16 protein-coding genes are annotated in these 23,324 nt (G+C 42.1%); 5 read left to right on the top strand and 11 right to left on the bottom strand.

The window, feature by feature from the left end:
- Window positions 1-51 precede the first annotated feature (51 nt).
- Entirely contained in the window at window positions 52-1,053 is a 1,002-nt protein-coding gene (locus RRG12_RS13680) for a choice-of-anchor A family protein (RefSeq protein WP_420759667.1), read from the bottom strand.
- Between the two features lie 538 nt (window positions 1,054-1,591).
- Entirely contained in the window at window positions 1,592-2,089 is a 498-nt protein-coding gene (locus RRG12_RS13675) for a pentapeptide repeat-containing protein (RefSeq protein ID WP_420759666.1), read from the bottom strand.
- Between the two features lie 277 nt (window positions 2,090-2,366).
- Here RRG12_RS13675 and gcvT point away from each other — a divergent pair, with 277 nt between their 5' ends.
- From gcvT to gcvP, 3 genes are all read left to right on the top strand, one after another.
- Entirely contained in the window at window positions 2,367-3,503 is a 1,137-nt protein-coding gene (gcvT, locus tag RRG12_RS13670; protein ID WP_069072687.1) for a glycine cleavage system aminomethyltransferase GcvT, read from the top strand.
- A 125-nt stretch (window positions 3,504-3,628) separates the two neighbouring features.
- The gene (gcvH, locus tag RRG12_RS13665) at window positions 3,629-4,018 is read left to right on the top strand and encodes a glycine cleavage system protein GcvH (RefSeq protein ID WP_069072677.1); all 390 of its coding nucleotides are present in this window, start codon (window positions 3,629-3,631) and stop codon (window positions 4,016-4,018) included.
- Window positions 4,019-4,189: 171 nt separating this feature from the next.
- A complete protein-coding gene (gene gcvP / locus RRG12_RS13660) occupies window positions 4,190-7,150 on the top strand; it encodes an aminomethyl-transferring glycine dehydrogenase (protein WP_420759665.1) in 2,961 nt (986 codons plus the stop codon).
- A 329-nt stretch (window positions 7,151-7,479) separates the two neighbouring features.
- On the opposite strand, the gene RRG12_RS13655 is transcribed toward gcvP, so the two are convergent.
- The 3 genes from RRG12_RS13655 to RRG12_RS13645 form a co-directional block, all read right to left on the bottom strand.
- A complete protein-coding gene (locus RRG12_RS13655) occupies window positions 7,480-9,069 on the bottom strand; it encodes an alkaline phosphatase D family protein (protein ID WP_420759664.1) in 1,590 nt (529 codons plus the stop codon).
- Between the two features lie 234 nt (window positions 9,070-9,303).
- Window positions 9,304-9,846, bottom strand: a complete 543-nt coding sequence (locus RRG12_RS13650) for a PEP-CTERM sorting domain-containing protein (RefSeq protein ID WP_069072680.1) — start codon at window positions 9,844-9,846, stop codon at window positions 9,304-9,306.
- Between the two features lie 351 nt (window positions 9,847-10,197).
- Window positions 10,198-11,070, bottom strand: a complete 873-nt coding sequence (locus tag RRG12_RS13645) for an SDR family oxidoreductase (protein ID WP_420759663.1) — start codon at window positions 11,068-11,070, stop codon at window positions 10,198-10,200.
- 210 nt (window positions 11,071-11,280) lie between these two features.
- Here RRG12_RS13645 and RRG12_RS13640 point away from each other — a divergent pair, with 210 nt between their 5' ends.
- Entirely contained in the window at window positions 11,281-11,892 is a 612-nt protein-coding gene (locus RRG12_RS13640) for a COP23 domain-containing protein (RefSeq protein WP_420759662.1), read from the top strand.
- A gap of 31 nt (window positions 11,893-11,923) precedes the next feature.
- Here RRG12_RS13640 and RRG12_RS13635 read toward each other — a convergent pair whose 3' ends face one another.
- The 5 genes from RRG12_RS13635 to RRG12_RS13615 form a co-directional block, all read right to left on the bottom strand.
- Complete coding sequence (locus RRG12_RS13635; RefSeq protein WP_420759661.1) at window positions 11,924-13,354, bottom strand: tetratricopeptide repeat protein; 1,431 nt, start codon at window positions 13,352-13,354, stop codon at window positions 11,924-11,926.
- Window positions 13,355-13,635: 281 nt separating this feature from the next.
- Entirely contained in the window at window positions 13,636-14,379 is a 744-nt protein-coding gene (locus RRG12_RS13630; protein ID WP_420759660.1) for a tetratricopeptide repeat protein, read from the bottom strand.
- An 847-nt stretch (window positions 14,380-15,226) separates the two neighbouring features.
- Window positions 15,227-16,921, bottom strand: a complete 1,695-nt coding sequence (crtO, locus tag RRG12_RS13625) for a beta-carotene ketolase CrtO (protein WP_069072685.1) — start codon at window positions 16,919-16,921, stop codon at window positions 15,227-15,229.
- A gap of 106 nt (window positions 16,922-17,027) precedes the next feature.
- Entirely contained in the window at window positions 17,028-17,786 is a 759-nt protein-coding gene (locus tag RRG12_RS13620; RefSeq protein WP_420759659.1) for a DUF2993 domain-containing protein, read from the bottom strand.
- Between the two features lie 869 nt (window positions 17,787-18,655).
- Window positions 18,656-20,038: a cytochrome P450 gene (locus RRG12_RS13615; RefSeq protein WP_069073398.1), complete on the bottom strand. Its 1,383-nt coding sequence runs from the start codon at window positions 20,036-20,038 to the stop codon at window positions 18,656-18,658.
- Between the two features lie 187 nt (window positions 20,039-20,225).
- Between RRG12_RS13615 and RRG12_RS13610 the strand changes: the two genes are divergently transcribed.
- Window positions 20,226-22,439: a phosphoketolase gene (locus tag RRG12_RS13610; RefSeq protein WP_420759658.1), complete on the top strand. Its 2,214-nt coding sequence runs from the start codon at window positions 20,226-20,228 to the stop codon at window positions 22,437-22,439.
- A gap of 55 nt (window positions 22,440-22,494) precedes the next feature.
- Here the strand turns inward: RRG12_RS13610 and RRG12_RS13605 are convergent, their stop codons facing one another.
- Window positions 22,495-23,196 (bottom strand): Abi family protein, encoded by a 702-nt coding sequence (locus RRG12_RS13605; protein ID WP_420759657.1) that lies wholly within the window; start codon window positions 23,194-23,196, stop codon window positions 22,495-22,497.
- Window positions 23,197-23,324: the final 128 nt, after the last annotated feature.

Here is a 23,324-nt window from a genome sequence, read left to right as displayed (position 1 = left end):
AAAATCTGTAAATAAGTTCGCGTCATGCGCTATGCTGCCAAAAATTTTTAATTATTTTAGGCAAGTTGTTTGATTACGTTTGTAGCGAAATAAACCAAATGCTACAGCAATTAATCCTAATCCTGGAAGATTTGCTGGTTCTGGAACCGGAGTCGGAGTAGCAGTCGGAGTCGGAGCCGGAGTCGGAGGCTGAGTGTAGTACTTAGTTGGGACATCTGGCAGATCACCATTAAACAGATAGTTGTGAGACTCACCATTTCCTGTCAAGGAAGCTACTACCACATTGCCGTTAACTTGACCGTTATTGAAATTGAAATTAGCCAAAGGAGCAAGAATACTACCTTCGATGCCAATCCCACTAGCAGTTAGGTTTGTTGCTTCATAGAAGTTGTAGATCACCTTTTGTTTATTTGTGCCAATGATATTGAAACCAAAGTTTTGCAAGGACACATCCTTACCGCTGATATTGACAACGATAGTCGAATTTGCATCCCCCTTAATTTCAAAATAGTTGGTCTTGGAGACAGATGAGCCTGCAAGATTAAAAACATTGAAAGCAGTACCACTTCCACTCAGGTTAATAGCACCCCAAGGTTGAACTGTTGTGTTACCAGTAGGAGTCAAGGTTGCTAAATATTCAGATAGCGATCGCAATTCTTTCCCTGCTGCATCAAAGTCGATAGGATTACCCTGGCTGAGGGTTCCCTGTGGAAATCCCACATTGCCGGACACATTAGCGCTACCTCCGTAGACAGCATTACCGTGGTAGACTTGACCGTTGCTTAAAGATAAGTTTTGCCCAGCTACTACGACGTTACCGCTATTGCCAGAAAGTCTGCTTCCAAGTCCGCCAACGAAATTCACGTTACCGCCAGCAGCAAGTTTTCCTTCAATATCTGTATATTGTTGAGAGATATCTCCCAAAACAAACACATTGTAATCAGAGGCAGCGCCTAACTCAACTGCATTCGCTCTTGCTGAGAAACCCAGCGCCAGAGTAACTACAATTGGAGCGGCTACTAGTCCCCAAACATAATAGGTTTTGGATGTCATCTTTTGTTTTAGGAATCATCAACATGATCCTATGGGTACAAATCAAAGATGGCATTAGTCTGCTAGCTCTTTTCATTGAAGTTTCATACCTAGCAGAATTACTGTATATTTTTACCTAAAATTTCCATTCAACCGCAGATTTACTGTTGACTATAACGCTTAAAAAACTAGTAGCTATGGCGATCGCATTTGAGGTGTTTACTACTGCCAGTAGTTAGCTAATTTAGGCACAATTCTATGTTAATCGACACTTTATTTGATGTCAGCAATGCTATAAGGATCATCTTTGATTGTTGAAAAAAACCGTACAACTCAAAAACCCTTCTTGCCTTCTTGCCTATTGCCTTCTTGCCTATTGCCTATTGCCTATTGCCTATTGCCTATTGCCTATTGCCTATTGCCTAATAATGGTATGACTCAAATTTGTGAGGCAATTACTCAGACAGTTTCACATTACCTGGCAAGTTATTTTTTAAATTTTGGATTTTGAATCTCCAATCCAAAATCCAAAATCCAAAATCTAAAATTCGCTGAGAGTCTACTTACATCCTAAAGAGTTGCGAGTCTCCACACCAGTTTTAGAATTCACACCACTTGCCTTAACACAAAGTTTTTTCACTTGTATCCCATCTAAAATTGCATTCGTAAAATCAGCACCCGTGACATTTACATCATCAAAAGTGGAACGCAGCATCATTGCATCGGTCAACACAGCATCACTTAAATCAGCATTTTTAAACCTTGTGAGATAGGCTATGCCTTCACTAAAATCAACACCATGCAGATTTACTCCCTCCAAGACGCTACCGTTAAACACACCGCCACGTAAGTCAGCATTGCTAAAATTAGCATTCTCTAATTTGAGATTAGTAAACTCAGTGCCAATTAAACTTTGACCAGAGTAATCTTTGCCCTTAAGTTCATCATTACCCACAGAACGGGTAATACTGGAAGAACTTGCAGCTTGTGCCGATAGGGGAAACCAAAAAAGAACCATAGCTAAGACAAAGCTCGCTAACAGTCGCCAATATTTCATAATGTCTTCTTAATAAATCTCAACACTTGCACCATTAACTATTAAACCTCACAGAAGGCGACAAAGGGAGTGAAGAAGGGAATAGGGTGCAGGTTACAGGGGTACAGATTATTACCTATCACCTGTGACCTGTCACCTCTTCCCTAATCCTATGCCCCATGCCCCATGCCCTAATTTGATACACAAGGCTGTAAAACCATAAAGCATCTCTTAGGATGATAGATGTTGAGGTGCGATGCCTAACGGCAAGTTGCTCCGCATCTACGCAAAATTACCTGTGGCTAATCAAGAAGACAACGCCCAATCTCTGGCGCGAACCCCTTTATATCAAGTGGGTGTAGAACTCAAAGCTCGCTTTACTAGCTTTGGCGGCTGGGAAATGCCCGTCCAATTTAGTGGCATTAGCCGCGAACACGAGGCTGTAAGAAATACAGCCGGAATGTTCGATATTTCCCACATGGGCAAATTTACCCTCCAAGGTAAAAACCTCATTTCCCAACTCCAACCATTAGTGCCTTCCGACTTGAGTCGTTTGCAACCCGGTCAAGCACAATACACCGTGTTGTTAAATCCCCAAGCCGGAATTATTGACGACATCATTGTTTATTATCAAGGTGAAAACGCTGCTGGTATACAGAGAGCATTCATCATAGTCAATGCGGCAACCTCCAATAAAGATAAAGCATGGCTATTGCAACACCTTGACCTGGATAAGGTTCAATTCCAAGACCTTTCACCAGAAAAAGCCTTAATTGCCGTGCAAGGGCCAAAAGCAATTAAATATCTCCAGCCCTTAGTGCAAGAAGACCTAAGACCAATCAAAGCCTTCGGACATCTAGAAGCAACCCTACTAGGGAAACCCGCCTTCCTGGCCCGCACAGGTTACACCGGAGAAGATGGCTTTGAGGTAATGGTAGATCCGGCTGTAGGAGTAGAATTGTGGCAAACCCTCAATAAAGCTGGTGTTATTCCCTGTGGACTTGGTGCGAGAGACACTCTGCGGCTAGAAGCGGCGATGGCACTTTACGGACAAGATATCGATGACATCACCACACCCTTAGAAGCAGGTTTGGGCTGGCTAGTTCACTTAGATACCAAAGGCGATTTTATTGGTCGGGAAGTTTTAGCACAGCAAAAAGCCAGTGGAGTGCAGCGCCGATTGGTAGGTTTGCAAACCCAAGGACGCAACATTGCTCGTCACGGCTATCAAGTGTTATCCGCAGGTAAAATCGTGGGAGAAGTTACCAGTGGAACTCTATCGCCCACACTTGGTTATCCCGTTGCCTTAGCCTACGTTCCCACACAGTTAGCAACTGTTGGTCAGCAGCTAGAAGTTGAAATTCGTGGCAAAGCTTATCCAGCAGTTGTGGTTAAACGTCCCTTTTATCGGTCAAAAAATCGTGTCACCAACTAACAAGCGCCAAGGTTTTTGAGGAATAATGTGTTGTGAGTTACTCAATCTACAGTAAGGTTCATTACCAGATATGGCTTGGATGACTGTTAGGGCAATAATTTTTTTGATAAGGGAGAGGAAGTGATATGTCTTTTGAATATCCTCAAGATTTCAGATACCTGGATTCTCATGAATACGTGCGAATAGATGGTGAAATTGCCACTATAGGCATTACTGAGTTTGCCGTACATGAGTTGGGTGATATCGTCTTTTTGGAACTGCCAGAAATTGGCGATGCTCTTACTAGAGGAGAAAACTTTGGCACAATTGAATCAGTAAAAGCCGTTGAAGAACTGAATTCACCAGTAACCGGCACAGTTATAGAACGCAATGAAGCCTTGATTAATTCTCCCGAAGAAGTATCAGAAGACCCCTACGGTGAAGGATGGTTTTTGAAAGTGCGCGTCAATGACCCTGGTGAAGTTGAGGATGCGTTGACAGCAGATGAGTATCGCGCTCAAGTAGAAGGCGAGTAGGGAGTGGGGAATGGGGAATGGGGAATAAGGAAAAGGTAAAATTTTCTCCCTAATCTCCCCCATCTCCCCCCCGAAGAGAAGTCATGAAATTTAGATGAACTGAAAAGTTACACCTACTTCTCATGAGTATTTATTGCAAAATATGAAATAGTACCATCTGGAGAGTAATTTGTGGTATTGAACGCCCCTATTCTCAAGTCTAATGAGCAGCAAGTGCTGGACGAAAAAAGTCAAAAGTTAAGTAGTTTTGTGCCAAGACACATTGGCCCGAACTCCGATGACATCCAGCAAATGCTTAAGGTTCTGGGGTTTCCCAGCCTGGATGCTCTAATCGACCAAACAGTTCCGCAGGCAATTCGGCTGAAGCAACCGCTAAAGTTACCAGCAGCAGAAAGTGAGTATGCAGCACTGGCATCTTTAAAAAAAGTTGCTGCCAAAAATCAGGTTTTCCGTTCATACATTGGTATGGGCTATTACGACAGTATTACCCCACCTGTGATTGGGCGTAACATCCTAGAAAACCCTGGTTGGTATACTGCCTACACTCCTTATCAACCAGAAATTGCCCAAGGGCGATTAGAAGCGTTGCTGAATTTCCAAACCCTGATTATTGATTTAACAGGTTTGGAAATTGCCAATGCTTCATTACTGGATGAAGCCACAGCCGCCGCTGAAGCGATGAGCCTAAGCTATGGTGTCTCCAAAAATCAGGCAAATGCCTATTTTGTCTCTCGTGACTGCCATCCCCAAACCATTGATGTGTTGCAAACACGTGCTAAACCATTGGGGATTAAGATTATTGTTGGCGATCATCAAACATTTGATTTTGATCAACCAATTTTTGGAGCTGTTCTGCAATACCCTGCTAGTGATGGCACCATTTACGACTACCGCGCTTTTATCGAAAAAGCCCATGCTAAGGGTGCATTGGTGACGGTAGCAGCAGACCCTCTAAGTTTAACTTTACTGACCCCTCCTGGGGAATTTGGCGCTGATATTGCTGTCGGAAGTACTCAGCGGTTTGGTATTCCTTTGGGGTTTGGGGGGCCTCATGCGGCATACTTTGCTACGAAGGAAGAGTATAAACGGCTGGTTCCAGGGCGAATTGTAGGTGTATCAAAAGATGCCCAAGGTAAACCTGCATTACGTCTAGCCTTGCAAACCCGCGAACAGCACATCCGCCGCGAAAAAGCTACTAGTAATATTTGTACTGCACAAGTGCTACTGGCGGTGATGGCGAGTATGTACGCCGTCTATCATGGCCCTACTGGACTTAAGCAAATTGCCGAAAATATCCACTCTTTGACAGTGTTGCTGGCGGAAGGTCTGAAGCGTTTGGGTTACAGCATCGCTTCCAAAGATTTCTTTGATACGCTGCGAGTAGAACTGGGAAGACACAATTTAAAAGATATTTTGACAGCTAGCGAACAGCTTCAAATTAACCTACGGGTTTTTGATGCAACTACTGTTGGTATATCGCTGGATGAAACAACTACACCAAAAGACTTAATCGACCTCTGGAAGATTTTCGCTGGTACAAATGATTTACCCTTTACTTTAGAAGAATTAACTTCTTCCTCATCCTCCCATCTTCCTCTCTCCCGTACAAGTACATATCTCACTCACTCAGTATTTAACCGCTATCACTCAGAAACCGAGTTATTGCGCTATCTGCACAAGCTGGAAAGCAAGGACTTGTCGCTAACGACATCGATGATTCCCTTGGGTTCTTGCACAATGAAGTTGAATGCAACTGCTGAGATGATTCCGGTAAGTTGGGAAGAATTTGGCAAGATTCATCCATTTGCCCCGGCGTCGCAAACGCAAGGTTATCAAATCCTATTCCAGCAGCTTGAGACATGGTTGGCTGAAATTACTGGTTTTGCTGGTATTTCTCTACAACCAAATGCTGGTTCTCAGGGCGAATACGCAGGACTTTTAGTAATTCGTCAGTATCACGAAAATCGGGGTGAAGCACACCGCAATGTTTGTTTGATTCCCACTTCTGCACATGGGACAAACCCAGCAAGTGCAGTGATGTGCGGAATGAAGGTGGTGGCTGTTGCCTGTGACTCACAAGGTAATATTGATGTTGCTGATCTGAAGGCTAAGGCAGAAAAACACAGCAATGAATTAGCCGCCTTAATGGTGACATATCCATCAACTCACGGTGTTTTTGAGGAACCAATTCAGGAAATCTGCGCTGTTGTCCACAGTCATGGTGGACAAGTTTACATGGATGGGGCAAATATGAACGCCCAAGTGGGAATTTGCCGTCCTGGAGATATTGGTGCAGATGTCTGCCATTTAAATTTGCACAAAACCTTCTGTATTCCTCATGGTGGCGGTGGCCCTGGTATGGGGCCCATTGGTGTTGCATCTCATTTAGTACCTTTTCTCCCAGGACATCCTGTGGTAGGGATTGGGGACTGGGGACTGGGGACTAGGAAAGAGGAAATACCCAATACCCAATACCCAATCCCCAGTACGCAGCATATTGGTGCTGTTGCGGCTGCGCCTTGGGGTAGTGCGAGTATCCTGGTGATTTCTTGGATGTACATTGCAATGATGGGTGCAGATGGTTTAACCCATGCAACTAAGGTGGCAATTCTCAACGCTAACTACATGGCTAAAAAACTGGAATCGTACTATCCGGTTTTATATCAGGGGAAAAATGGTCTAGTTGCCCATGAGTGTATTTTAGATTTGCGATCGCTAAAAAAATCCGCTGCGATCGAAATCGATGATGTCGCCAAGCGTCTCATGGATTATGGTTTCCATGCGCCGACTGTCTCCTGGCCTGTAGGAGGTACAATCATGGTGGAACCTACAGAAAGTGAATCTAAGGAAGAGTTGGATCGTTTCTGTGATGCGTTGATTTCTATTCGCCAAGAAATTGCCGAAATAGAAATTGGCAAGGTGGATACCCAAGATAATGTTTTGAAGAACGCACCCCACACTGCTGAAAGTCTCATCACCGGAGAATGGAATCATCCTTATTCTCGCGAACAAGCTGCCTATCCTGCGCCTTGGACTCGTGAGTATAAATTCTGGCCTGCTGTCGGCCGCATTGATGCAGCCTTTGGCGACAGGAATTTTGTTTGTTCTTGTCTGCCAATGGATGCTTACTAAACTGAAGTTAGGAGTTAGGAATTAAAACTCTTAACTCCTCTTTAATGAAAATGAAAAAACAGATAGAAACAGATAAACACTGATGATTTACCTGTTTCTATCTGTTTTTGTTTGGTTCTAATATAGCCGTAGCCACATAGGTTAGGACATTTTGAAAACCCCAAGGCTAGGAATAGTAATACTTTTAAGTAATCGCACAGAATTATTTACACATGAGTTTCCAGTCTGGATAAGGGTTTCATGCCTTAGTTTTGTGTAATTAATTTTGTTTAACTACTTACCTCCTGCCTCCTGCCTCCTGCCTCCTGCTATACCTGGGAATTAGACGATTAGGCTTGTTGTATTTCTGGACGACCATCTTCAACCACAAATGAAGCCCGCTTACTAATCGTGCCATTTGGGGTTGTGACGTTTGACATAACCAAATAGTCTGTCTTCCAGGTTGTGGGAGTCAGCGTACAGCGAACATATCCCCGTTGATTATTGTAGAACTTAATGTGTGGGTTATCGGGTAAGTAAGCTTGAACGTTGGGGTTGCTGTCTGCCCCATCGCCACCGGAGCTAATTGAGGTAGCGACAAATTCACTTCCAAGTGTGGGGGATTCTGGGTTATCAAAGTTAGCCTTCAGATTCATCGCCCAGTTAGAATGCACATCACCTGCTAAGGATACTGGATTAGAGGGCTGGCGCTGTCCGAGGAAAGCCATGAGGCGATCGCGCGAAGCCACATAACCATCCCATTTATCCATGCTGTAAGTTCCGCCTTCCCCTGGTGTTGTGTCTCGTTGAGCAATCGGTACTTGCTGCGCCAAAACATTCCACTTAGCTTTTGAGCTATTTAGACCATCGAATAACCAATCTTCCTGTGCCTTGCCGGTAATCGTTGCATTCGGATCTAAATTTTCTGGGCAACGTTCTTTAGTACCATCGCCACAGGGCTGATCGGTGCGGTATTGACGGGTATCTAAAACATGGAAGGTGGCTAAGTTACCAAAGGAGAGCCGACGGTAAAGTTGCATATCGGGGCCAACAGGACGCGAGAAGGGGCGGAGTGGCATGTGTTCGTAGTAAACCTGATAAGCAATAGCTCGCCGTTGGAGGAAAATTGCCCGATCCTGATCTGGTTCAGTATCAATTTCGGAAATATCGTTGGCGTAATTGTTTTCTACTTCATGGTCATCCCAGGTGACAATCCACGGAAACGCTGCATGAGCTGCTTGCAGATTGGTATCGGTTTTATAGAGGGCGTGACGGTTGCGGTAATCTTCCAAAGTCACAATTTCTGCACTGTTGTGCTGTCTGGGGCCATTGTTTGAGATTCCCCCTTCATAGATGTAATCGCCAACATGCACTACTAAATCGAGGTCTTCCTGTGCTAGATATTTGTAGGCAGTATAGAATCCCTGCTGATAGTTTTGGCAAGAGACAAGGCCAAAGTTAAATTTATTCAAATAGCTATTTGCTAAAGGCGCTGTACGAGTGCGGCCAACGGGGCTAGCGTCTTGACCGACAAGAAACCGATACCAGTACCAAGTATCAGATTGCAGTCCTTCTACCACAACTCGAACTGAATGAGCTAGTTCTGGAGTTGCAAGTACCGTACCTCTAGAGACAATCCGCCTCATACTAGAATCAGTTGCTACTTCCCAGCGAATTGGCACATTTAAAGGTGGCATTCCACCTCCGTTTAGGGGTTCAGGAGCAAGACGAGTCCAGATCACTACGCTGGTAGGATAGGGTTCACCCGATGCAACACCCAAGGTGAAAGGATAATTGGAAAATCTGCTTCTAGCGATCGCTCTTTGAGAAGAAAATTGGTTAGCGATCGCTAAACCAGATAATGCTCCTGCTCCAACAATTAAGTTGCGTCGTTTAATTCGACTGTGGAGGAACTGCTCAAAATTCCGGTAATCTACCATTCTCTACTCCTCTACTCCTGACTAACAGGTAAGTTAAAGTACAGCAACAGCTAACACAAAAAAGGCAGGGTAATCGTAGTAAAAATTCATCACTAATTCCCTGACCAAAATGAGATTTTAATTCCCAATTTTCTCTTCTGCTCTCAATGTGTTAGATGTTGTTTTCTCACATAAAAGCCTACTAAAAAGAGATTAATCCTCGGCAAAGAAATTGTTAATATCAACTTAACAAGGTTAGATTTTAACCTTTTTCATTGATACTACTTTCCTCTTCATCATCCAGCCAAGGCTACAAACAAAGAGAGTGCCAACTAAAGGTGTAGGTTCAGGAACTTGTCTATAAGAAACTGTGCCTGATATTAGTTCAGCATCAGGAGAAGTTTTAGAGAAAATTGTGAAATCCTCACCAATAATTTCATAACTGATAGGATTAGCTTTATCATCGAACTGATAATCTAATGCAAAATATGTTTGTCCTGTTAAGGATGTAGTTGGGAAGACAAGAGGAAAATCTGGGTAGTTGGCATCATCTTGTTCAGTGTAAACAGTAGAGTCGCCATCAAATTTGAAAGAGAGTGACTGAATGCTAGCTTCAGGATTATAGTCATTGCTGAAGGTTGAGTCATCAAAGCTAAAAAAGCCACTTCCCTTAGTTACTGGACTATCAACTGTGAAAGCGTAATTAAGAATTGCAGCAGATGCAGATTTTGCATCTACGGTAGCAAAACCTAAAGTCAGAGTAGTAGCAGCAACCAATAATTTTGAAACCAATTTCATCTCAGTTTTCCTCACTATAAATTTCTCTAAGCAATTGCAACTACAAGTTATAAAAATAGCTTGTTTCTAAATTGCTTATTTTCCAAACGGATTATTCATAACTAGTAGAATAGTTATGAAATCAATCAATGATTTTCTTTTTCTCAAGAAAAAGAAACAAGTCTCCAATTGTTTAGAGACACCCCATTTTATGGTTATGAGTTTAAGCGGACTTTAATCAAAGGTAAAATTGAAGAAGAATTCAGAAGTCAGAATTCAGGAGTCAGAATAAAGAGGCTAGTTCGCGTAGCGTGCCGGAGATAATCGTATCCCAAAATAGCCTATTTCCGTTTTTAGTTTTAACACTTAACCTTAACTGAATTGTATTGCCTCTAATTCTTCCCTTACAGATAAAGGCTGATACCCCAATGTAAAAGCTTTGGAACTATCCAAAGAAACATCTGCTGGTCTAGGTGCTGCCATTTTCACATCTTGTTGTCGGCAGGATTTGAGTTTGGTGGCAGAAAGTTGAAATACTTCCACTAATATCTGTCCAAAATCATAACGCGAAATCCGCTCTTTACCACCTAAGTGAATGATGCCGTTAACTTTTTCTAATGCTAAGAAAAGTCCTTTGGCGGCAGTTGTTCCACTTACTGGTGTGCGAAATTCATCTATAAATAAACTTAGTTCTTCTTCGGTTTTTAAAGTTTCAATAAATGGCTGAATAAAACTTTTCGCTGTGGGTGTTGCTGCACCAAACATCAATGGCATTCGACACACTGCGGTCATGGGATATCTTTCTAGCATATCTGCTTCTGCGATCGCTTTTTGCTCACCGTAAAGATTGACAGGACACACGGCATCTGTTTCTCCATAAGGGGCATTTAAGCCATCAAAAACTAAGTCTGTTGAGGTAAAAGCACAAGGAATAGAATTATCCGCGCATAGTCCGGCAATATTGCAGGATGCTATAACATTAATTGCGTGCGATTCTTTAGGGTTAGTTTGACAGAAATTTGGTTGCGAATGTGCAGCAGTATGAATGACTGCTTCTGGCTTAACATCATTAAAAATACGTTTCAATTCCTGGAAATTTGTTAAGTTCGCTTTTAACATTTTCATGCCAGGAATCTCTAAAGGATGGGATAAATAAGTGCCATAAATCTCCCATTCTTGTTTTGCAAGCTGGCAAAGATGCCATCCCAAAAAACCACTTGCTCCAGTGATTAACAATCTTTTCATATTTTATTTAAAACTTATATTAATTCTACGATCATCAATTTTATCTCTGATAGTTCATTAGTTTGCATTCATTATAAAGCCGTGTTCTCATAGCGATACCTACGGTGGGCTGCGCCTACGCAGTTTCTTCAAAATTCTTTCCGTAATTTATTGCGTAGCTGATGTATCTTAATAATGCCAGGACTTACGCGGATTTGAGGGCAGATCATAATGTCTAAAAACATATTTGACGGATTGAATTTCACTGTTGGCATTATTGGTGCAGTGACAGGTGTTGCTGGTTTAGCTTTGGCATACCTTGTCGCTACTGGCTGGACTCCAGAAACACCAGGCTTCGGTTCAAAAGACCGCTTTTCTTGTGCTTTACAACCTGATACACAAAATGGTGGTGACGTGTGGACAGTGATGTATCGTAACGATCAGGGGAAAAAGCCTTGGCTGAGGATGGTCAACAGCTTTGGTGATGATTGGGATACACAAAAACGCTGCGATGTAATTGCTCAACGATTGGAAGCCTTTCGCCAAGATGGTTTAATTGGTTTGAGTTATCGTCCTGACCCAAAAACACCCAGCCAATCTGTAATCTGCGTCAATACCAAGCTAGATCGCAACAATTGTAATCTGTTGGTGACTCTCAAAGTTAGTGCTGATGGCTACGACTCGCTGCGACGGATGACAGAAGCTTTGAAGAATGGTACTACTGTTGAACAAGGTTCTGGTTCTGCAAATGCCTCTAATGCTACTGCTAACTCATCTGAGGTTAATTTTGAAAACTATCTGGCGGCTGAGGATATCAAAGCTGGATCAACTACTAGTAAATAACATTAATTTATTTTTAGGCTTAAATTTACGCCTAATTTGATCGCCCAAGCTGCTCCAGCAAACTCTTGCGATTATCGATCGCTATTTGATAATCAGGTTTGATACTAATCGCTTTATCGTATGATTTGAGCGCTTCATCGTACTGTTTTAAGTACCATAGTGACACCCCACGTGCAGTCCAAGCTTCATACTTGTCAGCTTTGATGGCAACTGCTTTATCATAAGATGCGATCGCCTCGGTATACCGTTGCAACCTCTCTAGGGAAACACCTCGACCATGCCAAGCTTCATGGTAGTCAGGTTGGATGGTGATCGCTTTATCATAAGATGCAAACGCCTCGGAATAGCGCTGCAACCTCTCTAGGGAAATACCTCGACCATGCCAAGCTTCATGGTAGTCAGGTTTGATGGCGATCGCTTTATCATAAGATGCGATCGCCTCGGAATACCGTTGCAAGTTAACTAGGGAAATACCTCGGTTATACCAAACTTCTTGGTAGTTAGGTTTGATGGCGATCGCTTTGTCGTCTGATGCGATCGCCTCGGAATAGCGTTGCAAGTAATTTAAAGCACTACCTCGATAAAGCAAAGCTTCGTAGTAGTCAGGTTTGATGGCGATCGCTTTGTCATAAGATGCGATCGCTTGTTCATACTTGTCTTTGACAAAGTAATCATTGCCTTCATTCAAAAAATCTTGGGACTTTTGAGTAGCCTCCGCTTCCGTAAGAATTTTGGAGACATTTACCATATATGTATTAATCGGAATACCCCATTTGAAAGTGCCAACTGCATCACCAGGTTGTGAATTCGCAATTGTTGTAGACTGCTGTTGTGGTGGTGGTGATTCCCCTTTAAGTTCAGCTTGTCTAGTAAGTTCTAATTCGGTACGCCCATGCACTGCAATCACTTCTCCCACTACATTCATCACGGGGCCCCCACTCATCCCTCCTGCGGTTGTTGCACTGTAGGAAATTCCATAGCCATCGGTTTGGCTGTCAATTGATGATACTGTACCGACAGTAAACTGCTTTGCCAAACTATTACCAGGAAAACCAGTGATGTAGATATTGTCTCCGAGACTCACTTTGTCAGAATTACCCAAGGGAAGGGCTTTATAAAGGCAAGTTCCATTATCAGGTTTAAATATCACCACAGCTAAATCTTGCTGGGCGAAGCGTTTGATATCTGCTACTTCCCAGATTTTCTGGTCGTTGGTTTGCAGTTGTAATTTGGCGCTGGGTGGTACTACATGACGCGCCGTAAGTACGGTACAGACTTCTTTATTTTTTCCCGGCACAAGAAATCCTGTACCTTGTCCTGCTTTATCTGCGTAGTTGATTAAAACCACGCTTTCCCCGGCTTGTTTGCCAATGTCGCCAGGTCTTTTGGGGCTGTTATTATCACAGCTGATGAGAGATAAAGCGACAAAACCAAAGGCAGCATACCAGTGCCAAGGTATCATATTATGCCTGTATAATTTAACTATTTAACTTATTATTGACTTGTCTTTTATTTTAAAGTAATTTATCTTACATTTTGCACCGGACGATTAGAATCGCTGCTACAGAGGGTATGAACCAATACAGTTCAGATAAGACCAAAACACTTGTAGAGACGGCGATTTATCGCGTCTCGAAAACCCACGATTTTGTACAATTAGCCCTTAACTGAACCGTATTGGGGTATGAACAGGAATAGAGTGGACTTGGACTTTAATTTTACGCCCAGTAATGATTAAAAATACTATTGCAATAATTCCTGAAACTGCTTTTTACTACGCACTTTGCTAAAATCTGGGTCAGTTTTTGCTAATTTCTTATATTTCTCAGGAACAAGCTTGATTGCTTTGTCTAGGTTCTCAATTGCTAATTCCAGATTGTTTTGTAAAGCATAAGAGCAAGCTTTATTGTAATATGCTTGGTGCAAGTCTTGTTTGATGGCGATCGCTCTATCATAAGATCCAATAGCATCTTTGTAGCGGTGTAGCTTTGTCAGAGCTATGCCTCGGTTAATTAAGGCTTCGTATTTGTCGGGTTGGATGGCGATCGCTTTGTCGTAAGATGCGATCGCATCTTTGTAGCGTTGCAACGATGTCAAAGCTATACCACGATTATACCAGGCTTCATATTTGTCGGGTTTGATAGCGATCGCAGTATCGTAGGATGCTAAAGCGTCTTTGTAGCGTTGCAACGATGTTAAGCCAATGCCACGGTTAATCCAAGCTTCAGGACTCTCAGCTTTGATTGCGATCGCTTTATCATAAGCTTTTATTGCATCTTCGTAACGTTGTCCATCTAATAAATTATTACCTTGAACAAAGAAATCTTCTGCTTTTTGCGTAACCTTCGCTTCTATGAAAAGTTGAGTTACATTACTTTCTTGCACAACTTGTTTGGTATTTTGTGTAGATGAGTTTACCCCACCACTACAGCCAAATGCTAAGAAAACTATTAAGTTCGATGCAATGAAGTAGCGCCGAAAAACCATGCTGTACCTACAAAATTTATAAGATGATGTTAAAAGTCGTTTGTTTTTTGAACATTATCAAAATACACTACTTCTTACCCATTAATTTCCTTATTTTTTGAGAAATAACTTGGTTTACGATGCATATAAGCTTATGAAAATCAAGCGTACATTACATTATCATATTAAATACACTTAAAGCAATTCCTGAGAACCTATTTCACTCAAAAAACTATAATTTGTGTTGCTATATTAAGTTGCCGCAGCTACCCCCGTGGTAGAAATCGCACTCATCTGGGACATTTCTCATTTGATTAACAAGGGTGCGATCGTACTAGCTTTTCACTAAACAATGATGTTAATTGCTTCATTATGTCAAGCAATTATTTAAACTAATCATCGTTCAAATTGCGTCTTTATCGCGATTGAAACTATGCGACTTCAAAGCGCATCAGCTTACCATTTATCGCTGGGACGATGCCAACTGCTGATTAGAATTTTATTGCCTACCGTAGGCAAAAGATGTTAGTTATAAAACCAATTCGTACTCTTGCTAACGCCCCGCTCCGCTAACGCAATTCGCAATTAAACTAAGCCAGACACTTGGGCCCGAATTTCTCACTCATAGTGTGGGAGGTGTAAGAGGTTTGTTGCTTTTTTCTATCTCCCCACACTCCTTGGATTTCTCACTTGTGAGAAATCCAGGTTTCGCCCACCAGGGGCGAGGTTTTAAACCTTCACTTTTTGATAAAGTGCAACTTGTAGGCGTGAAAGCTTGCCTTCATGTCTTTGTCATACCAAAATTATATTTTCAGTATCAAGACACAAAGGCACAAAATAGATGGTAATAGGCTCTATTTTACAATTTTTAAATGATACCAAATACCGACTCGACAGTTGACTTAATCGAATCACGAGCATCCTTTAAAGTTTGGCTAATGGGATGTTTCGCCTGCAAAAAGACACGCGCACAATTTCGTCCCGGCATTCCTGAAATTGAACCACCTGGATGAGTCCCTGCACCAGTCAAAAATAAGTTTTCAATTGGCGTTTTGTAGTTGGCTATTTCTGGCAAGGGACGGAAAAATATCATCTGATCTAAAGTCATGTCAACATGGTAATAATTCCCTTTATACGCACCTAATCTTTCTCCTAGTTCTGCTGGACTTTCTACACGACGGGCGATAGTTGCGTTCTTGACATTCGGTGCATAGTCCGCCAATTTATCAATCACTCTATCTGCAACTTTGTTTTTCAATTCATCTGTCCAACCAGTACCTTTTAAACCAGTGCCTTCTGCACCGGCAATTTGATAAGGGGCGAAATACTCAATCCATACAGTGTGCTTGCCAGGAGGTGCTAATGTGGGGTCTAAATAACTAGGCATCACCACATACATTGATGGGTCAGCATCAGGTATCTCTCCCAAGGTGCATTTACTATGAGCTTGTTCTACATGAGCTACAGAATCGGCAATTAAGATAGAACCGACGAGGTATTCGTCTTTGTGGGCGTGGTATGGAAAGCGCAGTGGTTCATCTAAAGCCAAATCTATTTTGAGGATGGTTTCGTTATTGTTAACGATGCGGCGTTCTAATCTTTCCCATAAATCTGGGTCGGCTCCATCAACATCGCTTTTATCAGTCATTTGTAAGAATAATCGCTTGGCATCAATATTAGAAATAACCCCGTATTTAGCGCGATATTCTTTACCACCAGCAACCCGCACACCTACAGCTTTTCCATCATCGATTAAAACTTTTTCCACGTGTTGATCTGTGAGAATAACGCCACCTTTACTTGTGACTAAATTCACCAAAGCTTGCACAAGTGCGCCAGTTCCGCCGCGAGGTCTGGCCATCCCTGGATTGTGGCGCATCGCCATCATGATTGCACCAATGGCAAGGGTTTTTTGTGATGGTGGCGCACCAAGTTCTGATGCTAGTCTAGCTAGTGGCGCTTTCAAAAATTCCTCATCAAACCACTCGTTAAGTAAATCCTCCGCGCTGTTTAGCATGGTGCGAATAAAGTCCAGCGTTTTGTTTGGAGAACCAATAACCGAAAATAAATCTTTCAGTTTTGTGATGTCGTAGTTACCAAGGATATCTATAATTGACTTTGGCGGTGCATTAAACATGGGAATCATTGCACCTAGCGATCGCTGCCAAAAGTCTACAAATTCTGCGTATTTCTTGGCATCACGTTCATTGTAACGAGCGATTTCTGCACAAGTCTTTTCCACTGACTTATGTCCTAAGAAATATTTGCCATCAGGATGAGGACAGAAAACAACTGGATCGCACTCCAAATAATGCAATCCGTATTTTTCTAGTTCTAATTCTTCAACAACTGGCCCTAAGTGAATAAATTCATGGTCAATAGCACACAAATTAAATTTAAATCCAGGTGCTTCTTGGGGTAAACATTCTTCAGTTGTGGCTGCGCCACCTGGAACAGAACGCTTTTCTAGTAACAGAACGCTATAACCAGCTTTTAGCAAGTAAGCTGCACAAACTAGCCCATTATGTCCAGCACCAATCAGCACAACATCATACTCTTGCATAGTTGTTATTTCAAAAAATAAGTAGCCTTCAAAAGCTTATAAAATTTTTAATAAATTTACATCACTCCCTAGTTACAAAATTTATCTTTAACCAGTGTAAATACTACTAAGGAGATAGGAAACTTGACAATGGTGGTATTTGCCGCACTTGAGTTTCTATCATAAGTATTAAACTACCGATTTCTACTTCTATATCTTTAATAGAAAATGCTATATCCTCCCATTTTAAAGATGGTAGATTCATCAGTTCTTTAGCTTTCTGGATGAATGCTGTAATTAATTCTATTGAAACACCATCTCCCTCAGTGCAGTTAAAACTCTCCAACATGGCGGGTTGTAAATCAGTCCGTGGACGAGCGATCGCAGTGTAAGCTAAAGGGCGAGTTTTTCCCATTTCCTTTAAAAACACCTTTCCTTTACATTCTATTTTGCCATCACCAGGTAAAAATACCTGAATTTCTTCCGGCTCAAAACTCACAATTTCGCCATCTACATTCAACTCAAAATTTTGCATCCAGCTACGAGCAAAGTCTGATGCTAAAGCGCGGTTAATATCTACTTCTGTAACTATAATGCGAGCTATGGCATTTACTGGCTCATTAAGTTCTATTTGACCAAAAATAGCGCTGAAGGGATTGATAGCAATACTATCTGTTTGCAGTTTTATTTCTTGTACGCGAATATCTTCCTGGATGACTAATCCTTGACCCGCAAATGAAACTCCATCCGCCTGTCCCTGAACTATTTTCAATAGATCGGTTTGTACATCTATTTCTATTTTTTCTACTTGATCTAGCTTCTCGGATATTCTTTTTTCAGCTTCCTTAGATATAATTTTCTCTTCAAATCCATGCTCATCAGGCATTAATTATTAATCTCCTAAATATCCTCTTAATCATTACTGTAAAGACTAATTTTGAAGAGTGAATCTATATTGCGGTATAGATTAAATTAATTCGTAATTTTTAAACGGGATTACCTTTGTTAGGGAACAATTACAAAGTATTTTATACCAATTCTTTATGAAGCTGCATAGAATTCGATCCCCCCTAGCCCCCCTTATAAAGGCTACGGTGTATACACAAGTCTGAAGTAGTTTACTCACCTGGTTTATGCGTCAGTTTTACCCCACCCTAACCCTCCCCTTGCAAAGGGGAGGGAACAAGATTTTCCGGTTTCCCTCCTTTACAAGGGGGGATTAAGGGGGGTAATTCAACTTGTGTATACACGGTAGCCTTATAAAGGGGGGAATTCAAAGTCCCCCTTTTTAAGGGGGATTTAGGGGGATCAAGATATGTGCAACTTCACATTAAATTGATATTAAATAATTAGGAATTAGGCTGGAAATATCTCTAAATATATATAGCGCTTCTCGACAGCGTGAGGTGCAATTTTGACCTCTCTCCTTTTAGAAGCTACCGTGTACATACAAGTCGAGTTACCCCCCTTAGTCCCCCCAAGGCATTGCTACGGTGTACACACAAGTCTTGTCGCAGTCATATCTTTATTAAAAAATCTCGGACTGCGTTTCTATCCCGCCTCGGAATGAATTCCGAGTCTCATAGCTGAAGTCCACTTAAGTGGACTAAATTGATTGTTCAGTCCACTTAAGTGGACTTCAGCTATTAGCCCTGAACTTTAGTTCTGGGCGGGATGCGGGTAATGTGGGTAAAAGAGTTGAAACCTATGTGGACAGCACTTGTGTGTACACCGTAGCTTGCCAATAGACGGAAGTTAAACAGTAATTGTCTCAAGGATGGGAGACTTCACTTGACGTTGACTCGTGACAACCATCTCAATAGGACGATCTGGCCCTGTCACCAAACCACGGCGTTTAGGCCGCACTTCACCGTTGTCAACTAGTTCTAATTCCAGGCTAGAAAGGATTTTAGCAAGTGCTAGCTTCATTTCTAACTGGGCAAATGCTAGACCAATACAACGCCTTGCACCACCGCCAAAGGGCAAATATTCATAGGCAGAAAATTGCCGTTCTAAAAACCGTTCTGGCTTAAACTGCTTAGGTTCTGGGTAAATATCTTCCCTGTGGTGGGTCAAATAAATGGAACCAAGTAAGACTGTACCCGGTTCTAGTTCGTAGCCGCCTAATGATATTGGTGTTCTTACTTTTCTGGGAAAAGTTAGTATACCTACTGGGTAAATCCGCAATGTCTCGGAACACACAGCGTTGAGATAGGGTAACTTGAAAACGGTTCCGGGGTCTGGATTATCGCCCAAGCTATCTAATTCTTGCAGTAGCTTTTGGCGCACTGATGGTAGTTTGTGAATCCAGTATAATGCCCATGCTAAGGCTGTCGCCGTGGTTTCGTGACCGGCGACTAACAGAGTCATCAATTCATCGCGCAACTCTTCATCAGTCATGGGTTGACCGGCTTCATCCCTAGCAGCCATGAGTAAACTAAGAATATCTGTGCGTGATGAATCTGGTTGTTCTCGACGTTCCCGAATTTCCTCGTAGATGAGTTCGTCAGCTTCTTGCTGGAGGCGCATCTGTTTTCCCCAGAAGTTAATCGGGCCAAAATCCCTTTGCAAAACTGGAAAATAAAGCAAAGCCACACTTAACCGAGAACTAGCTTTTTCTAAAAGATCGCCCAAAAATTTCTGTAGTTTTTCGGCGCGAGGCCCTTCATGTAGCCCAAACACAGCTTGCATAATCACCCGCAAGGTAATGGCTTGGGTTGCAGACCGAATATTAAAGGGTTTACCTATCTGGTATTGGCTGATGACTTTTTGAGTGACATCGGTAATCACCTCACTATAATTCCGCATTCTTTCGCCGTGAAAGGGAGGCATTAACAACTGGCGTTGACGCTGGTGTTCTGCACCGCTAATGCTAATTATAGAATGCTTGCCCAGTAAAGGTTCAAACACCTTATTCAGATCACCAGGCGCTTCTAATTCCTTGGTGTCATTTGTCAAAATTTGCTGTTGCGCTTGGGGGTTGCTGACAATCACCAAAGGAGGAAGATTGTTGTCTAATCTGAGAGTAAAAATCTCGCCATAGCTTTTGGCACAATCCTCCATAAATGACATCGGATTAACAATCCAGCGCACCATCTGTAAAACTGCTGGAGTTTTAGGGCCGTTTGGGAATTTCATAAATTTTTTTGCTACTTAATATTTTTTTGCTACTTAAACTAACCAAAATTCTGGTTGCCTAACCATTTAAAGTACTTATTCTAACGTTGCAAAAAAGCAATAAACTGTTACAACCTCGAAGATGTAAAATTTTTGTTAAATTCAACGAGCATCTACAGTTTCACTTAATCGTCAAAAGGTACTCAGCATGACTGCAATTTCCGCAAAGGCATCTTCAGCGCTTCCCAATTTTTCGGAAGGCATTCAATATTTTGGTGAAGCGTTACCAGATTTTGAAACTTATGGTGCAACACCTGCTATAGAGTCGGGCAAAATAGCGATCGCATCTCCCACAGATAAAGCAGCTGTATATCAAACTTTACTGGCTGCCGATGCCTTACGCTACTTGACTTTGCAAGTTACTGGTAGTAAAGCTTCTGGGCATCCCGGCGGATTCGCCAGCCAAGCAGAAGCTTATGCATCTCTTGTCATGCTGGGATACAAAAACATTATTACCGAAGTCGGACACCACGCCCCCGGATTTTATAGTGCCATGTTCTTGGATCGTTCGCTAGAGGACATGGGAATTTTTACAGTCCAACAATTGCGCGATCGCTTCCGAGAAAAGCACGGACTTTTAGGACACCTTTCTGGTTACATCCCCGGTATTCTCGCACCGGCTGGGCCTTTAGGACAAGGGCAACACTTTGCAATGGCGGCTGCACTGTTGCACAAAGATAAGTTGTTCCCCTTTACAGTTGGTGATGGTGGATTGGGTGAGCCTTATATTGTAAGTGCGATCGCGCATTTCCATACTGCTTATCCTGCTGTCACAAACTTCTTACCAGTGTTGGTGTGGAACGGTTACAGCCAAGAACATCACAGCATGGTTTCCCTGAAAACCAATGAACAGATGCAAGCATATTGGCAAGGTAACGGTTTTGATGAAGTGGTGTTAGTGGATGCCAAAGATTTTGACGATCAAAACCAACCAGGGGATTACGTTGATAGTACGGCTTTCTCCTTTGAGAAACGCCTAGAATTTACGCAAGCAGTACTTTCGGGTGTAGATAAAGCAGCGCGTTTTGCACTCGGTGGTAAACTTACCGTCTTCATTATTAAACAACTCAAAGGTGCAGGAGTCCATGCGCGGGGTGCAAAATCTCACAACTTGTATCCTAAAGATACGTTGGATGCGCCGCATATTATTAGTGCATTGCAAACCCGTGCTTTGTCTGCGGAAGCTTGGCAATTAGTCAGAACAAATGCCGAACGCGCCGGTGGTGGCCCAGCCGCAAAAACTGTGGTGACAGAATTTGAATTACCATTGCCAGAATTAGGCGAATTACCTTTAGAAGAATATGCAGTCGGTGGCGAACCCAAAGTTTCCACAACTGCGATGGGACGATTGGTAGGAATAGTTGGAAAGAAAGATCAGAATTTCCTTGTCACCAACGCTGACGGTAACGAAGCATCGGGAATTGCCAACATCAACCAAGCATTAAAGATTATCCACCCCACAACCGACGACTTATATAACCAAGCACCAAACGGACAAGTTTATGAACCATTGAGTGAAGATGCTTGTGCCGGTTTAGCTGCGGGTTTAGCGTTAATGGGTGCAAGAACATTGTGGTGTTCTTATGAATCTTTTGCCATCAATGGATTACCAATTTGGCAAACTGTAACCCAATCAATGGCAGAATTGCGCCGTCAAACTCCCTCAACTATTACTTTATTCACAGCAGGCGCATTAGAGCAAGGACGTAACGGTTGGACTCACCAACGTCCAGAAATTGAAGCTTACTTTGCTTCGTTGATGCGAAATGGAAATGTTTTCCCATTATTTCCGCCTGATGCTAATAGTATTCAAGCTTGTTATGACTGGGCGTTGAAAACTAAGAATAAGGGAGTTGTGATTACAGCCAGTAAATCGCCGTTACCAATTCGCACAACTTTAGAACAAACTCGTCAAGGGTTGCGCGATGGTGCAGTGTTATTACATGAAATCGCTGGTGATAAACAAGTTGTATTTGCTGTAATTGGTGATATGACATTGATGCCAGTATTTGAAGCTGCTGCTTTCTTGGAAACTGAAGGTATTGGTGCCAAGATAGTTTCTGTCATCAATCCTCGGCAATTGTACCGTAGTCATGATACCGCGTGGGATACCTGTTCTGAACCCGAAGGCGGTTTCTTGGATGATGCGAAATTTGCCGAATTATTTGATGGCGATGCATTAATTGCTGTTACTGGTGGTGCTGCTGCGATGCTGGAACCAATTCTGTTGCGGAGTACAGCCAAGCGCGACACCTTTGCTTGGAAGCGTGGAGAGACTACAGCCAGTGCTGGTGAGTTGATGGCATTTAATGGATTGACTGCTGAAGCGTTAACGAAACGTGCGATCGCGTTAGTTCATTAGGGCTAAGTGTACTACTCCTACCTAAGTTTATCTTAGGTGGGGGTTGTTAAAAAAATTATTTCATACTAGGTGGTATGGACAATAATAAGTTACTCAATTTATCATGTTTATTAAGAAAAATTAAGGCATCCTGACTTAGCCAACCTGTTAACTTTTTAGCATGATCATAATTTACAACTAGATCATCAAAAGACATTTTTTTAGTACAAAAAATGGGTTCATGATGAAAAACACGGTTACGTAGCTCGCGTATTCCATGTAAATCCTTTCTGATTGAGGAAATATTACGTATAAGATTATACTTTTTAGGAGCGTTTGGGAAAATTTGACTAATATAATTTTGCCAAATTCTTCTTTCATAAGAGCGATTTATCATTCCTGTCCAAAAACCAAAAGTTAGATTGGCGGTTAATGTATCTTTTGTGATTAGCCTTTGAGTTTTTAAAAGCTTATATTTTGTTTTTTGTATTTCGTCCCACTCATAGTTCTTTTTTCCTGACGGCAAAGGTAAAAATTGTCCATCAAACCACTCTCCTTTATACCCATCGAACCAAGTATCTCCATAGTGCTTGACAAGTACACCACTAATTCGATTCCTTAAAGTTATTTCAAGTATGCAGAGTGTTGGGTAAATTGATTCTGATAGCCTCAGATTTAGTTGATATAGTTCTAAAGCCTGTTGCTCATCATGATTTGCAGCTTTGAGGTAGGTTGCTAGGCGTGGCTCAGAAAAAATAGTACAGATGTCCTTATACACAGTAATATTTATATTTTCCTTACATAAAAATGTGATATTTATGTCATAACTCTGATTAATGAGAGATTCAAGATACTTATATCCACGTTCCTTAGCCTATTATTCTATTGACCCTTGAAAATTTTGCT

This window comes from Nostoc sp. CALU 546, from assembly GCF_048836525.1.
The sequence above is the reverse complement of the archived record's forward strand: the minus strand, read 5'-3'. Positions and strand labels throughout refer to the sequence as shown.

Bases quoted from the DNA above. Each gene is read 5' to 3' on its own strand.
- RRG12_RS13680 (WP_420759667.1), bottom strand. From the start codon at position 1,053: ATGACATCCAAAACCTATTATGTTTGGGGACTAGTAGCCGCTCCAATT.
- RRG12_RS13675 (WP_420759666.1), bottom strand. From the start codon at position 2,089: ATGAAATATTGGCGACTGTTAGCGAGCTTTGTCTTAGCTATGGTTCTT.
- gcvH (WP_069072677.1), top strand. From the start codon at position 3,629: ATGTCTTTTGAATATCCTCAAGATTTCAGATACCTGGATTCTCATGAA.
- RRG12_RS13655 (WP_420759664.1), bottom strand. From the start codon at position 9,069: ATGGTAGATTACCGGAATTTTGAGCAGTTCCTCCACAGTCGAATTAAA.
- RRG12_RS13650 (WP_069072680.1), bottom strand. From the start codon at position 9,846: ATGAAATTGGTTTCAAAATTATTGGTTGCTGCTACTACTCTGACTTTA.
- RRG12_RS13645 (WP_420759663.1), bottom strand. From the start codon at position 11,070: ATGAAAAGATTGTTAATCACTGGAGCAAGTGGTTTTTTGGGATGGCAT.
- RRG12_RS13640 (WP_420759662.1), top strand. From the start codon at position 11,281: ATGTCTAAAAACATATTTGACGGATTGAATTTCACTGTTGGCATTATT.
- RRG12_RS13635 (WP_420759661.1), bottom strand. From the start codon at position 13,354: ATGATACCTTGGCACTGGTATGCTGCCTTTGGTTTTGTCGCTTTATCT.
- RRG12_RS13630 (WP_420759660.1), bottom strand. From the start codon at position 14,379: ATGGTTTTTCGGCGCTACTTCATTGCATCGAACTTAATAGTTTTCTTA.
- crtO (WP_069072685.1), bottom strand. From the start codon at position 16,921: ATGCAAGAGTATGATGTTGTGCTGATTGGTGCTGGACATAATGGGCTA.
- RRG12_RS13620 (WP_420759659.1), bottom strand. From the start codon at position 17,786: ATGCCTGATGAGCATGGATTTGAAGAGAAAATTATATCTAAGGAAGCT.
- RRG12_RS13615 (WP_069073398.1), bottom strand. From the start codon at position 20,038: ATGAAATTCCCAAACGGCCCTAAAACTCCAGCAGTTTTACAGATGGTG.
- RRG12_RS13610 (WP_420759658.1), top strand. From the start codon at position 20,226: ATGACTGCAATTTCCGCAAAGGCATCTTCAGCGCTTCCCAATTTTTCG.